Below are 12,652 nucleotides of genomic sequence, written 5' to 3'. Positions count from 1 at the left end.
CGCAGTTTCCGGATTATGACCGGGTATCAGGATTTCATTAAGGCCCGCAGCCGGGTCACCGACTTCTGCACCAGGGCAATGGCGTAGTCGATCTCTTCTTCGGTCGTGAAGCGTCCCAGCGAGAAGCGCAGCGAACTGTGCGCCAGCTCCTCACTTACGCCCAGCGCGCGTAAAACATAGGAAGGCTCCAGGCTGGCAGAGGTACAGGCCGAGCCGGAAGAGAGCGCCAGATCTTTCAGCGCCATGATCAGGGATTCACCCTCAACGTCAGCGAAACTGATGTTAAGAATGTTCGGCGCACGCTGATGCGGATCGCCATTGAGTGTCACATCCGGCAATACGCTGATACCCTGCCACAGACGATCGCGCAGCGCCTGCAGACGCGCCATCTCAGTTTCGCGCTCTTCTGTCGCGATACGATAGGCCTCGCCCATGCCGACAATCTGATGCACCGGCAGGGTGCCGGAGCGCATCCCGCGTTCATGCCCGCCGCCGTGGATTTGCGCAGCAATCTGCACGCGCGGTTTACGCCGCACATAGAGTGCACCGATGCCTTTCGGACCATAGAGTTTGTGGGCCGAAAATGACATCAAATCGACCGGTAACTGGCTGAGGTCGATGGGCAACTTACCGACGCTCTGGGTCGCATCCACATGAAACAGAATCTCACGCTCGCGGCAGAGTTCGCCAAAGGCGGCGATATCCTGAACCACGCCGGTTTCATTATTGACGTGCATGAGAGTAACCAGAATGGTGTCATCGCGCAGCGCCGCACGCAGCTGTTCAGGCGAGACAATGCCGTTAGCTGCCGGCGTCAGATACGTGACATCAAAACCTTCGCGCTCCAGCTGCTGACAGCTGTCGAGCACCGCTTTGTGTTCCGTCTGGCTGGTGATGATATGTTTGCCGCGCGCCTGATGGGCGTGGGCTGCGCCTTTAATCGCGAGGTTATCGGATTCGGTGGCGCCAGAGGTAAAGACGATTTCGCGCGGATCGGCGTTGACCAGTTCGGCAATCTGATTGCGGGCAACATCGACCGCTTCTTCAGACTGCCAGCCAAAACGGTGCGATCGCGAAGCCGGATTACCGAACGTGCCATCCAGCGTCAGAAACTGCATCATTTTGCTGGCCACACGCGGATCGGCCGGCGTGGTGGCGGCATAATCCAGGTAAATCGGTAATTTCATTGCGCTACAGCTCCGTATAGAAAATCATACGTCTTTATAGCAGATTCGGCCCTGACCGCGTTAGCAGTAAGGGCCGCAACAGCGGGGATTACGATGCGCGCTGGTTGACGTTAATTTCCTGCGAACGCGGGCTCTGGAAGCGACGATTATCGATCGCATTCTGACGATCGGCCACATCCAGAATCTCCTGATTATTCACCAGCTCAGCCAGCGTAATATTGTTCAGGAAGTCACTGATACGCACGCTCAGATCGCGCCACAGCACGTGAGTCAGACAACGCTCGCCGCCCTGGCAGCCTTCTTTGCCCTGGCATTTGGTGGCATCAACCGACTCATCAACCGCAGTAATCACTTCGCCGACAGAGATGGTGTCTGACGCTTTACCCAGCAGATAACCGCCACCCGGGCCACGAACGCTGGAAACCAGGTCGTTTTTACGCAGTCGGGAGAATAACTGCTCCAGATAGGAGAGCGAAATGCCCTGACGTTCTGAAATATCAGCCAGCGGGACCGGACCTTCATGGGAGTGAAGGGCAACGTCCAGCATTGCAGTAACGGCATAACGTCCTTTGGATGTCAGTCTCATAGCGTACGACCTCAATAGCGTCCGGTTATCGGAGGATTAGCAACAGATGCCATGAAGTCTGACATTCCCGAGTAAATTGGTCAACTATTTAACCTGGTAAATTAGTCAGGTATTTAACCAGGTAATTTACTCAACTATTATCTGCTTCTTTTTTCTCGTTTTTTCGCTTTTCAAACGACGAAAGCATACCGCGCAGGATGTTCAGTTCATCACGTTCCGGACGGGCACGGGTATAAAGACGACGCAGTTTGCTCATCACCTGGCCTGGATTGGCTTCACGGATAAAGCCGCTGTTCAGCATCATCTGTTCCATATGCTGATAAAAGCGCTCAAGGTCATCCACCAGCGGATAAGGCGATTCTTCAAACTTCGGCGGCGGGCTGGCCTGCTCCTGCGACTGTAACCATGCCATGCGCACTTCATAGGCGATAATCTGTACTGCCATCGCCAGGTTCAGCGAGCTGTACTCCGGGTTAGCCTGAATCGCGACGTGATAATGACACTTCTGCAACTCTTCGTTGGTCAGGCCAACGCGCTCACGACCAAACACCAGTGCGACCGGTGCCTGCTGGCCCTCTTCCACACTTTTTACGCCGCATTCACGTGCATCCAGCATCGGCCAGGGCAGCGAACGTGAACGTGCGCTGGTGCCGACCACCAGACTGCATCCGGCGATTGCCTCATCCAGTGAATCGACGATTTTTGCGTCGCCGATAACGTCACTGGCACCGGCGGCCAGCGAGATCGCCTGTGAGTCGGGTTTGACCAGCGGATTAACCAGATAGAGGTTGGTTAAGCCCATGGTTTTCATGGCGCGCGCAACGGAGCCCATGTTACCGGTGTGAGAAGTCTCGACCAGCACGATACGAATATTTTGCAACATGATTAGGGATACTCAGAAACGGGTCAGTAAAATCAGTGGAGAGAATCGTAACATAAAGCAGGACATTTACCGAACACGCTGCTATACTCCGCGCCGTTTTCCCCGTTCTTTAACATCCAGCGAGAGATACCGATGCATCCAATGCTCAACATTGCCGTGCGCGCAGCGCGCAAGGCCGGAAATTTAATTGCCAAATATTATGAAACCCCGGACGCCGTCGAAGCCAGCCAGAAAGGCAGCAACGACTTCGTAACCAATGTTGACCGCGAAGCAGAACGCCTGATTATCGAAATTATTCGTAAATCTTACCCGAAACATACCATCATCACTGAAGAAAGCGGTGAACTGGCGGGCGAAGATCAGGATGTTCAATGGGTTATCGATCCGCTGGATGGCACCTCCAACTTCATCAAACGTCTGCCCCACTTTGCTGTTTCTATCGCTGTGCGCATCAAAGGCCGCACTGAAGTCGCCGTCGTTTACGATCCAATGCGCAATGAACTGTTCACCTCTTCACGTGGCCAGGGCGCTCAGCTGAATGGCTATCGTCTGCGTGGCAGCATTGCCCGCGATCTGGATGGCACCGTGCTGGCAACGGGCTTCCCGTTCAAAATGAAGCAGCACGCGCCTGCTTACATGAACATCCTGACCAAACTCTTCACCCAGTGCGCTGACTTCCGTCGCACCGGTTCTGCTGCGCTGGATCTGGCCTATGTGGCTGCGGGTCGCGTAGATGGCTACTTTGAGATTGGCCTGAAGCCGTGGGATTTCGCGGCGGGTGAACTGCTGGTTCGTGAAGCGGGCGGTCTGGTCACTGACTTCACCGGTAACCACGGCTATCTGCTGTCAGGTAACCTTGTCGCGGGTAACCCGCGCGTGGTGAAAGCGATGCTGTCGAACATGCGTGATGAACTGAGCGAAGCGTTAAAACGCTGAGTTTCAGTACAGAAAAAGGCGGCTTATCAGCCGCCTTTTTTATTGCCTGCGAATCAGTGATGATTAACGACGTTCGTGTGCCAGCACCTGACGGGGCTGAGTACGACGACCCACCATACCCATCACACCAGCCAGTACGGCTTCGATGATCAGCAGAATCAGGGCATACCAGCTCGCTTTAGCAGTCGCAGCAGCGGCTTTTTCACCCGCTTCACGTGCTTTCTGCTCAGCCTGCTGTTTCAGTTCATTATACTTCTGAACGGCCTGCTGATAGCTCTGCTCGGTTTTCGCAACGATCTGATCCACTTCCTCATCGCTTTTACCGGTGCGCGCTTTGATGATATTTTTCAGTGCGTCACGATCGGCTGCCTGCAGGGTATCTGAATGACGATCCATCACACCTTTTACCCAGTTGGTCAGATCGGTATCGGCTGTCTGCGGATGGTTCGCGGTGTTGTTAGCCTGGTTTTCCGCATTCTGCGCTTCTTTATTTGCGTCCTGCTTCAGATTCTCTGGCTGTAATTCCGGCTTACCGGTCTGGCGTAATGTGGTTTCAAGTTCGTTCTGCAGGTTGTCTAAATTAATATTATTTTCCTGCAGCTTTTCTTTTGCCATTTGAGTGACCGAAGGCGCAGCGGCGGAAATACCACTACCCAGTGCCTGGAAGCCTGAACCCACAATATTCATCGCGCCACCTAATACGCTGGTTGCCAGCGCAATTGCCAGGTAAATAGTGAAAATTGTGCTAAGGCCAAACATCAGTAAACCGTGCAGTGCGCCTTCACGCTGTGCCAGTCGACCGGCAACATAACTACCCGCCGCCATCGCGACCAGCATTTCAATGGCTGTCCAGACCAGCGCGCCAGTACCAAGGCCGTCCAGCGGATTCTGTTCTTTCATCGGATCAATGGTGGTAGCACCAATGGCGGTTCCCAGCAGCGTCAGAATGATATGAACGATTAATACACAAATAACACCGGCAAACACCGCGCTCCAGGAAATACGTTTTAACGGTAGTCCTGCCGGCCCGGTCGCCAGCGTTTCGGTGTAGCCATTATTAATACGGGTATCAGCCATGAAATATACTCCTCGCAATAAACAGAAAGCTGTTCTGATCTTTTATCATCCCGACGGCGGAATGCCGTTTTGGTATTAACAGCGTAGACAGGGAATAGTCATTTCTCCACTAAACTGCCCAGAGAAAAAAATAAAGAGATGAATTAAGAGATAATTAGCGAGGTAAGCATAACCGCGGGAATTTTATTCCCGCTGCGTTTATAGTCAGAAAGGTCGAATTCCGCCACCTGCCGTCAGCTGTGCTGACTGCCATAAGACGATACCTGCCACAATTAAAATCAGGCTGCCGGTTAAAGCCAGCGTTGGCATCAATAGTCGCGAGATGCCTGAGACTGCACCAGGCTGTGCCAGCCGTTGCGCCACTGAACGCGCCTGCTGCACCAGCAGGCCAATCGCCGAAATGGTCAGCGCCGTGCCGACCGCCATCACGGCAGCAGAGAGAATGCCCCAGCCATAAACGCCAATCACTTTGGCAAACAGCAGCATCATAATCGCGCCGGAACAGGGACGTAATCCCATCGACACCACCACCAGCAGCTGGGTTTTCCAGCTGACATTGCCACTCATCTGCTGCGGCGTCGGCAGATGCGCATGTCCGCAGCCGCAATGCTCATCATGCTCGTGGTGGGGCCGGAAGGCACGAAATACCGGAGCTGGACGCAATGCCCGCCACAGTGAACGCAGCGCCCGATACCCGATCATCACGCCCAGCCCAATCACCAGCAGATAACTGCCCCTCTCCAGCCAGAAACTGCTGAGATGCAGCTGGCGCGACGAGGTTTTCAGCACCACCAGCATCACCGTCACCAGCCCAATCGCCACCGAACCCTGCAACAGCGAGGCGAGTAGCGTCAGCCTGATACTGGTTTTCACTTTTGCAGGATGAGTCGCCAGAAAGGTCGCGATCACCACTTTGCCGTGGCCCGGTCCCAGCGCGTGCAGCACGCCATAGAGCAGGCTGAATATCACCAGCGAGAGGCCAGCCTTGTTGGGCTGCTCCGCCACCCGTTGTAACAGCTGGGTCATCTGCCGGTGCAGATCTTTCTGCCACAACACGCTCTGCAGCAGAATCTGCGACCAGTAAAGCCAGACCAGCAATGCGCCGCCGATGAAGAGTCCCGCCAGTAACCACAGCGGCCAGAGCCGGGAAGCCCGCAGGGGTGCGGAGATTACTGACATGTCAGTACCACCGTTTGTGCGAACTGGCGACCTAAATCCATCTCCTCCGCAGGCGCATCGGCTTTATCCAGCGACAGCGCATACTGCTTCAGAGAGTCATTGGGTTTTGGCGTATTGAGCGCAAATTTACAGCGGGTCTGCAACGCCGGCGGCAGCGTTAACGCGCCGGGATTGTCATAGAACATATCGACGAAGTAAGTGGGATCGAAGGTCAGGATCTCAAAGCGCTGCCCGGCCAGCGTCGGGGGTTCCGCCAGTGGCAGAACAAATTCCAGCACCGCTTTGTGACCGCTACGTGACAGATTATATTCCGTTGGCAGATTCAAAAACTTTACCCGCTGTTGGTTGTGCCAGATTTCAGAAAAGTAGTGCTGGCCCAGTACGTTCGCCATCACGCCCGCCGCCAGCTTTTTCCACACCACGCTGCCTGGCTTCGCCTCGCCCGCGTCATACAGCAGGTCGGCGGAGGTGATCTCATCCATAGTCCAGGTCATCTTCAATCCGGTAAAGGTGTCACCCTGCACCACCAGCTCGGTTTTCATGTCGATGAAGCTGTGAGGATGGGCCAGCAGAGCCGGACTTAATACCATCAGTAAGGCAAAGAGTGCGCATTTCATAATGTTATAAAGTAACGTTCCTGATGAAAAGAATCTATAAGTAACAAAATTTTGTGACCCGCCTTAAACCTCCGGCAAATAAACCGCGTAAACCGCGCGGGCGCTGACCGGGTTGACTACGCTTAGCTCAAAATAGCCTGCTGGAAATCTGATTGATGAGTTCTGCTACCCCTTTGGCACCACTCTTCACCCGTTCACAGCGTCAGTGCCATCTTTTATTGTTGCTGTTTCTGCCCGCACCCGTGCTTACGCTCGAAAAAATCTGCCAGCTGAATGGCATCGATTCTGCCGTTGCCCGACAGGATATCGCGGATGTAGGCCTTGAGATACAGCGATATCACCAGCTGGAATTACACCAGATGGTGGATGGCAGCTTTCGTCTTCATGGTACAGAGCTGGACCGGCGCCTTTGTCTGTTGCACAACCTGCGACGCAGTCTGCGTTTATCGCAGGACTTTGTCTGCCAGCATTTTGCCACGCCGCTGCGCCAGCGCCTGAAGGTCATGAAGATTGAAAAAGCGTTGTGGGATGAGACCAATTTACAGGCGCTGATTCAGCACTGCAGCCTGCGTCTGAAGCGTGATTTCAGCGAACGCGACCGGCTTTTTCTGCAGATATTTATGAAGTATGGCTTGTGCCAGCGTCAGCCGGTGCTGTTCAGTGAGGCGCAGTCTCTCTGGCTGCAGCAGAAGCCTGAGCGGCAGGCCGCCGAAGATGTGATACATCACTGGCGAAAACGCTGCCATCTCGCCCCGCACGTCAGTGAAACCGACTTCTGGACGCTGCTGTTCAGCCAGATTCATACGCCGGTCGTGGACGCAATTACCCATCCTGCTGAGCAGCAGTTGATGAACGCGACGCAGCAACTGATCAATGACTTTGAAGCCTGCGCCGAAATCACCTTTGCTGACCGCGACGAACTGCTGCACCAGCTCTATCCGCATCTGGCGCAGGCGCTCGATCGCACTCACTTTACTATCGGTATCGACAACAGCGTCGCACTGGATGTCAGCCGCCTCTATCCTCGCCTGCTGCGCACCACTCAGCAGGCCCTGCAGCCTTTTGAGCAGCACTACAACATTACTTTTACGCCGGAAGAGGTGAGTTTAGTCACCATTATTTTTGGTGCCTGGCTGATGCAGGAGAGTGCGCTGCAGGAAAAGCAGGTGCTGATCCTGACCGGCGACGACGCCGACCTGGAGCAGGATGTGGAGCAGCAGATCCGGGAGATCACGCTGCTGCCTGTCAATATTTCCTACCTGGACGTGAAGCAGTTTCAGCGGGACGGCGCGCCACGGGATGTCGACATCATCATTTCGCCCTACCCGACTTCGCTGCCCTTATTCTCTCCGCCGCTGGTGCATGCGGAACTGCCGCTGACGCTGCACCATCAGCAGCGCATTCGTTATTTACTGGAGTCGTAGCCGGGACGCAGGAACAGTGCGGGCAGCGCCACCAGTGCCATCACCCAGAAAAGATGCCCCTGCAGATGCGCGAACAGCACGCCGCAAATCATGGTCATTACTGCAATACCCCCGCCCATCGCCAGCGCGGAATAGAGCGACTGCAGCCGGATCACTTCCGCCCCCTGCCGCGCCGCGATAAAGCGCATCGCCGCCAGATGACAGACGGTGAAACTGCCACAGTGAAGGATTTGCGCCATAATCAGCAGCGGTAACGCGGTGCTGGCTCCCAGCAGGCTCCAGCGGATCAGCGCGCAGATGCCTGAAAGCAGCAGCAGGTCACGCGCGCTCCAGCGGCGGAACAGGCGGCTGCTCAGAGCGAATACGATAATTTCCGCCACTACGCCCAGCGACCAGAGGTAACCCACCGTCGAGGCGGAGTAGCCGCTCTCCTGCCACCAGATAGCGCTGAAGCCGTAATAGGCAGCGTGCGCGCCCTGCAGCAGCGTTACGCAAAGCATAAATCGCCATACTGCATTTTCACGCAGCAAATCACGCCATTCCTGCCAGCCGCCGCCCGCAGCACTCTGACGCTCATGCCCCTGTGGCCGGGTGGCCGGTCTCAGCATCATGCCCGCGAGCATGGCGATGACACCAACGGAAAGCAGCAGCAGAATAGCCCGAGAGGAGTAAGCACTGACCAGCACGCCGGTTAACGCCGAGCTGATCACAAAGGCCAGCGATCCCCACAGCCGCACCGGCCCGTACGCCAGCCCAATCTGCTGTGTCCAGGTCGCGGCCAGCGCATCACTGAGCGGCACCAGCGGCGAGAAAAAGAGGTTAAAGCCGATCATCACAGTCAGCAGCCACATCCACTGCTCACCTACCCAGAAACCGGCGGCGAACAGGCAGGTCATCAGCGCCAGCAGACGCAGCGCCGTAATCAACCGGCCGGGATTCTTAACCTGAGAAGCGATAAGCAGACTACCGACGAAGCGCGCGACCATACCACAGCCAAGCAGCAGGCCAATCTTCTCAGCATCCAGGCCGGTGCCTTTCAGCCACACGCCCCAGAATGGGAGATAGATGCCGTAACAGAAGAAGTAAGTGAAGTAGCCCAATCCGAGCCATCTGGCGGAGCCGATTGCCATATTCCCTCCAGCAAGTGTGCTGCCTCGCAGCATGAGTGGGCGCTACTCTGGCAGAGCGCCGCGGGACAGGCAATAAAAAAGGATGGCAGATGCCATCCTTTTTATACTGTCTCACAACAGGTTAGCGATTAAGCGTAGACCGGCAGACGGCTGCAGATATCCAGCACTTTCTTCTTGGTGCGCTCAATGGTTGCTTCGTCATTGATGTTATCCAGCACATCGGCAATCCAGCCAGCCAGCTCACGCACGTCTGCTTCTTTGAAGCCACGACGGGTAACGGCTGGTGTACCGATACGGATACCGGACGTCACAAACGGGCTTTTCGGGTCGTTTGGTACGCTGTTCTTGTTAACCGTGATGTTGGCACGGCCCAGCGCCGCATCGGCTTCTTTACCGGTCAGGTTCTTGCTCACCAGATCGATCAGGAACAGATGGTTATGGGTGCCGCCAGACACGATGTCATAGCCACGCTCGATCAGCACTTCTACCATCGCTTTGGCGTTTTTTGCCACCTGCTGCTGGTAGGTTTTGAACTCCGGCTCCATCGCCTCTTTGAAAGCAACGGCTTTACCGGCGATAACGTGCATCAGTGGACCGCCCTGGCCGCCAGGGAAGACAGCAGAGTTCAGTTTCTTATAGAAATCTTCGTCGCCGTTTTTCGCCAGAATGATGCCGCCGCGCGGACCCGCCAGCGTTTTGTGGGTGGTGGAGGTCACGATGTGCGCATGTGGAATCGGGCTTGGATAGACTTCTGCGGCAATCAGGCCAGCAACGTGTGCCATATCGACAAACAGCCATGCACCTACGCTATCCGCGATTTCGCGCATTTTCGCCCAGTCGCAGACGCCGGAGTACGCCGAGAATCCGCCAACGATCATTTTTGGCTTGTGGGTTTTCGCCAGTTCAGCCAGTTCGTCGTAGTCGATTTTACCGGTCTCATCGATACCGTAAGCCACTACGTTATAGAGTTTGCCGGAGAGGTTAACCGGTGATCCGTGAGTCAGGTGTCCACCGTGCGCCAGGTTCATCCCGAGGATGGTATCGCCCGGCTGCAGCAGCGCGGTGTAAACCGCGAAGTTAGCCTGTGAACCAGAGTGAGGCTGCACGTTAGCGTAATCAGCGCCAAACAGTTCTTTTGCACGGTCGATCGCCAGTTGCTCAACGATATCAACGTACTCACAGCCGCCGTAGTAGCGTTTGCCCGGATAGCCTTCAGCGTATTTATTGGTGAGCTGAGAACCCTGCGCCTGCATAACACGCGGGCTGGTGTAGTTTTCAGAAGCAATCAGTTCAATGTGCTCTTCCTGACGCACTGTCTCCTGCTCCATTGCCTGCCACAACTCGGCATCGTAATCGGCAATGTTCATATCACGCTTTAACATCCGGATCTCCTGACTCAGCTAACTTTCTGACGGTATTTACCCCCCTTCAGGGGCGAAGGCCCACAGTGTAAACCGTTTTAACAGGTGAAGGTAGGGTGAACCGCCTCTTTTTACGCAAACGATTGGCTACCCGCTGGCATGGCATTTTTACACCTTTTTATCCCGTTCAGACGCCACGATTTTTCTTCAGGCTGTGACAAAGGTTTTTCATGATGCACTAAAAAGTTGCCACTCAGACAACCAGAAAGTTCATTGGGTTATTTACACCGCAGACGAAGCGGCTATAAGATGCATTTAAAATACATGTTTATCTGAGAGGCTACTTCTATGCTTGATTGCCACACCATCGCTACCGTTAAATCGACCCTGCCTGCCATCGCTGCCTGCGGTCCAAAGCTGACCGCCCACTTTTATGACCGCATGCTGTCGCACCATCCGGAACTCAAAAACGTTTTCAACATGAACAACCAGCGCAACGGCGATCAGCGCGAAGCGCTGTTCAACGCCATCTGTGCCTATGGCGCGAATCTGGAGAATCTGGCGGCGCTGCTGCCTGCAGTGGAAAAGATTGCGCAGAAACATACCAGCCTGAATATCCAGCCTGCGCAATATGCCATCGTCGGTGAAAATCTGCTGGCAACCATCAAAGAGCTGCTGGATCCAGGCGAAGAGGCGCTGGCGGCATGGGGCCAGGCCTACGGCGTACTGGCGAGCGTATTCATCAATCGCGAAGAGGAAATTTATCAGGCCACGGAGCAGCAAACCGGCGGCTGGCGCGGCACCCGGGCGTTTCGCATCAGCGCGATTGCGCAGCAGAGTGATGTGATTAAAAGCTTTACCTTCAGTCCCGTGGATGGCGGCCCGGTCGCCGCATTCAAGCCCGGTCAGTATCTGACAGTACACCTACAGCCTGCCAGCTTCGAACATCACCAGATTCGTCAGTATTCGCTGACGCATCTCAGCAACGGCAAAGCGTACCGGATTGCGGTGAAACGCGAAGCGCAGGGCACCGTCTCCGGCTGGCTGCATCAGAATGGCAAGGTGGGGGATGAGCTGATGCTCGCCGCGCCGCACGGTGACTTTTTCCTTGAGGTCGATCCTGCCACACCGGTGGCGCTCATCTCCACAGGCGTAGGACAGACGCCGATGCTGGCGATGCTCCATGCGCTGGCAGCAAGCCAGCACCATGCGCCGGTCAGCTGGCTGCACGCCGCAGAGAACGGCAAACAGCACGCGTTTGGCGAGGAAGTTCGTGCCACTGGCGCGCAGCTCGACGATTTCGTCAGCAAAGTCTGGTATCGCGATCCCGCCGCTGAAGATGCCGGTCGCTATGATGCGCGTGGTCTGATGGATATCACCGCGCTTTCAGCTCGTCTCACCTCACCAGCCACCCACTTTTATCTCTGCGGCCCGCTGCCCTTTATGCAACATGTGGTAGCGCAACTGCGTGATGCCGGTGTGGCAGATGCACGCATTCATTACGAACTCTTTGGTCCGCACAAAGGGATGTGATTCAGCGATATGGGTCTGTCAGCACCGAATCATCTTGAGGCGGAGGGAACACGGGCAGAAGAGGAAAGCGTCCCGCGCCAGGGACGGCGCGGGCCGAGCGGCCAGGGACGGTTTAAGCGCCTTTCCGATCTGACCGTGTTTCCTGAGCAGGCACAATCAAGCAGCTACTTGTTGCAAACTGCTGCTAATCCAATATAAATCTGGCAGCGAAAAATCAGCTAAAAGCCGGATAAATACTGTCTCACAGCTAACCTCACCAGGTTTTTCCAGCATAAAAAGACAATCAGATCGCCTCTTCATCCTCTTCACCCGTACGGATACGCACCACGCGCGCCACGTCGAAAACGAAGATCTTACCGTCACCGATTTTGCCGGTCTGCGCCGTGCGCATAATGGTCTCGACGCAGGTATCAACGATATCGTCGCCCACCACCATCTCGATTTTCACTTTAGGTAAAAAATCGACCATATACTCTGCGCCGCGGTACAGCTCGGTGTGCCCTTTCTGGCGACCAAAGCCCTTCACTTCACTCACGGTCATCCCGGTGATGCCCACTTCCGCTAAGGCTTCACGAACATCATCGAGTTTGAATGGTTTGATAATCGCATCAATCTTTTTCATGTCAGACCCTTTTTCACTCCCTCCATGGTCAGAGGGTTTATCAAGTATAAATGTTACTGGCGCTGTCGGGCGGTAATATCCGGGTTTCTTCAGGTTGCCGCAAGCGCTGTCAGATTG

12 protein-coding genes are annotated in these 12,652 nt (G+C 55.2%); 3 read left to right on the top strand and 9 right to left on the bottom strand.

Annotated features, from left to right (window positions below; translation table 11 throughout):
- Nucleotides 1–26: 26 nt before the first annotated feature.
- The 3 genes from EGO56_RS05010 to trmJ all read right to left on the bottom strand — a co-directional run bounded on the left by EGO56_RS05010 (nt 27) and on the right by trmJ (nt 2,656).
- Nucleotides 27–1,187 (bottom strand): IscS subfamily cysteine desulfurase, encoded by a 1,161-nt coding sequence (locus EGO56_RS05010; RefSeq protein WP_135907852.1) that lies wholly within the window; start codon nt 1,185–1,187, stop codon nt 27–29.
- Nucleotides 1,188–1,275: 88 nt separating this feature from the next.
- Nucleotides 1,276–1,773 (bottom strand): Fe-S cluster assembly transcriptional regulator IscR, encoded by a 498-nt coding sequence (gene iscR, locus EGO56_RS05005; protein ID WP_013358736.1) that lies wholly within the window; start codon nt 1,771–1,773, stop codon nt 1,276–1,278.
- Nucleotides 1,774–1,903: 130 nt separating this feature from the next.
- A complete protein-coding gene (gene trmJ / locus EGO56_RS05000; RefSeq protein ID WP_135907851.1) occupies nt 1,904–2,656 on the bottom strand; it encodes a tRNA (cytosine(32)/uridine(32)-2'-O)-methyltransferase TrmJ in 753 nt (250 codons plus the stop codon).
- A gap of 132 nt (nt 2,657–2,788) precedes the next feature.
- On the opposite strand from trmJ, the gene suhB reads away from it, so the two are divergent.
- Nucleotides 2,789–3,592: an inositol-1-monophosphatase gene (gene suhB / locus EGO56_RS04995; RefSeq protein WP_013358738.1), complete on the top strand. Its 804-nt coding sequence runs from the start codon at nt 2,789–2,791 to the stop codon at nt 3,590–3,592.
- A 63-nt stretch (nt 3,593–3,655) separates the two neighbouring features.
- On the opposite strand, the gene EGO56_RS04990 is transcribed toward suhB, so the two are convergent.
- From EGO56_RS04990 to EGO56_RS04980, 3 genes are all read right to left on the bottom strand, one after another.
- On the bottom strand, nt 3,656–4,669 hold the full coding sequence (locus EGO56_RS04990; RefSeq protein WP_135907850.1) for a TIGR04086 family membrane protein: 1,014 nt from the start codon (nt 4,667–4,669) through the stop codon (nt 3,656–3,658).
- A 204-nt stretch (nt 4,670–4,873) separates the two neighbouring features.
- A complete protein-coding gene (locus EGO56_RS04985) occupies nt 4,874–5,848 on the bottom strand; it encodes a nickel/cobalt transporter (RefSeq protein WP_135907849.1) in 975 nt (324 codons plus the stop codon).
- Nucleotides 5,839–6,465 (bottom strand): DUF1007 family protein, encoded by a 627-nt coding sequence (locus EGO56_RS04980; RefSeq protein ID WP_135907848.1) that lies wholly within the window; start codon nt 6,463–6,465, stop codon nt 5,839–5,841. Before EGO56_RS04980 ends, EGO56_RS04985 begins: the two co-directional genes overlap by 10 nt.
- Before the next feature lie 155 nt (nt 6,466–6,620).
- Here EGO56_RS04980 and csiE point away from each other — a divergent pair, with 155 nt between their 5' ends.
- Nucleotides 6,621–7,889 (top strand): stationary phase inducible protein CsiE, encoded by a 1,269-nt coding sequence (gene csiE, locus EGO56_RS04975; protein WP_135907847.1) that lies wholly within the window; start codon nt 6,621–6,623, stop codon nt 7,887–7,889.
- On the opposite strand, the gene EGO56_RS04970 is transcribed toward csiE, so the two are convergent.
- Together EGO56_RS04970 and glyA are read right to left on the bottom strand one after the other, a co-directional pair.
- Nucleotides 7,871–9,019 (bottom strand): 3-phenylpropionate MFS transporter, encoded by a 1,149-nt coding sequence (locus EGO56_RS04970; RefSeq protein WP_135907846.1) that lies wholly within the window; start codon nt 9,017–9,019, stop codon nt 7,871–7,873. The genes csiE and EGO56_RS04970 overlap by 19 nt on opposite strands.
- 128 nt (nt 9,020–9,147) lie before the next feature.
- A complete protein-coding gene (gene glyA, locus EGO56_RS04965) occupies nt 9,148–10,401 on the bottom strand; it encodes a serine hydroxymethyltransferase (RefSeq protein WP_013358744.1) in 1,254 nt (417 codons plus the stop codon).
- A 327-nt stretch (nt 10,402–10,728) separates the two neighbouring features.
- Here glyA and hmpA point away from each other — a divergent pair, with 327 nt between their 5' ends.
- A complete protein-coding gene (hmpA, locus tag EGO56_RS04960; RefSeq protein WP_135907845.1) occupies nt 10,729–11,913 on the top strand; it encodes an NO-inducible flavohemoprotein in 1,185 nt (394 codons plus the stop codon).
- Nucleotides 11,914–12,196: 283 nt separating this feature from the next.
- On the opposite strand, the gene glnB is transcribed toward hmpA, so the two are convergent.
- On the bottom strand, nt 12,197–12,535 hold the full coding sequence (gene glnB, locus EGO56_RS04955) for a nitrogen regulatory protein P-II (RefSeq protein WP_003848647.1): 339 nt from the start codon (nt 12,533–12,535) through the stop codon (nt 12,197–12,199).
- Nucleotides 12,536–12,652 lie beyond the last annotated feature (117 nt).

Origin of the sequence: Pantoea vagans (assembly GCF_004792415.1) — a bacterium.
Classification (GTDB): Bacteria; Pseudomonadota; Gammaproteobacteria; order Enterobacterales; family Enterobacteriaceae; genus Pantoea; species Pantoea vagans.
The sequence above is the reverse complement of the archived record's forward strand: the minus strand, read 5'-3'. Positions and strand labels throughout refer to the sequence as shown.

Bases quoted from the DNA above. Each gene is read 5' to 3' on its own strand.
- EGO56_RS05010 (WP_135907852.1), bottom strand. From the start codon at position 1,187: ATGAAATTACCGATTTACCTGGATTATGCCGCCACCACGCCGGCCGAT.
- iscR (WP_013358736.1), bottom strand. From the start codon at position 1,773: ATGAGACTGACATCCAAAGGACGTTATGCCGTTACTGCAATGCTGGAC.
- trmJ (WP_135907851.1), bottom strand. From the start codon at position 2,656: ATGTTGCAAAATATTCGTATCGTGCTGGTCGAGACTTCTCACACCGGT.
- suhB (WP_013358738.1), top strand. From the start codon at position 2,789: ATGCATCCAATGCTCAACATTGCCGTGCGCGCAGCGCGCAAGGCCGGA.
- EGO56_RS04990 (WP_135907850.1), bottom strand. From the start codon at position 4,669: ATGGCTGATACCCGTATTAATAATGGCTACACCGAAACGCTGGCGACC.
- EGO56_RS04985 (WP_135907849.1), bottom strand. From the start codon at position 5,848: ATGTCAGTAATCTCCGCACCCCTGCGGGCTTCCCGGCTCTGGCCGCTG.
- EGO56_RS04980 (WP_135907848.1), bottom strand. From the start codon at position 6,465: ATGAAATGCGCACTCTTTGCCTTACTGATGGTATTAAGTCCGGCTCTG.
- csiE (WP_135907847.1), top strand. From the start codon at position 6,621: ATGAGTTCTGCTACCCCTTTGGCACCACTCTTCACCCGTTCACAGCGT.
- EGO56_RS04970 (WP_135907846.1), bottom strand. From the start codon at position 9,019: ATGGCAATCGGCTCCGCCAGATGGCTCGGATTGGGCTACTTCACTTAC.
- glyA (WP_013358744.1), bottom strand. From the start codon at position 10,401: ATGTTAAAGCGTGATATGAACATTGCCGATTACGATGCCGAGTTGTGG.
- hmpA (WP_135907845.1), top strand. From the start codon at position 10,729: ATGCTTGATTGCCACACCATCGCTACCGTTAAATCGACCCTGCCTGCC.
- glnB (WP_003848647.1), bottom strand. From the start codon at position 12,535: ATGAAAAAGATTGATGCGATTATCAAACCATTCAAACTCGATGATGTT.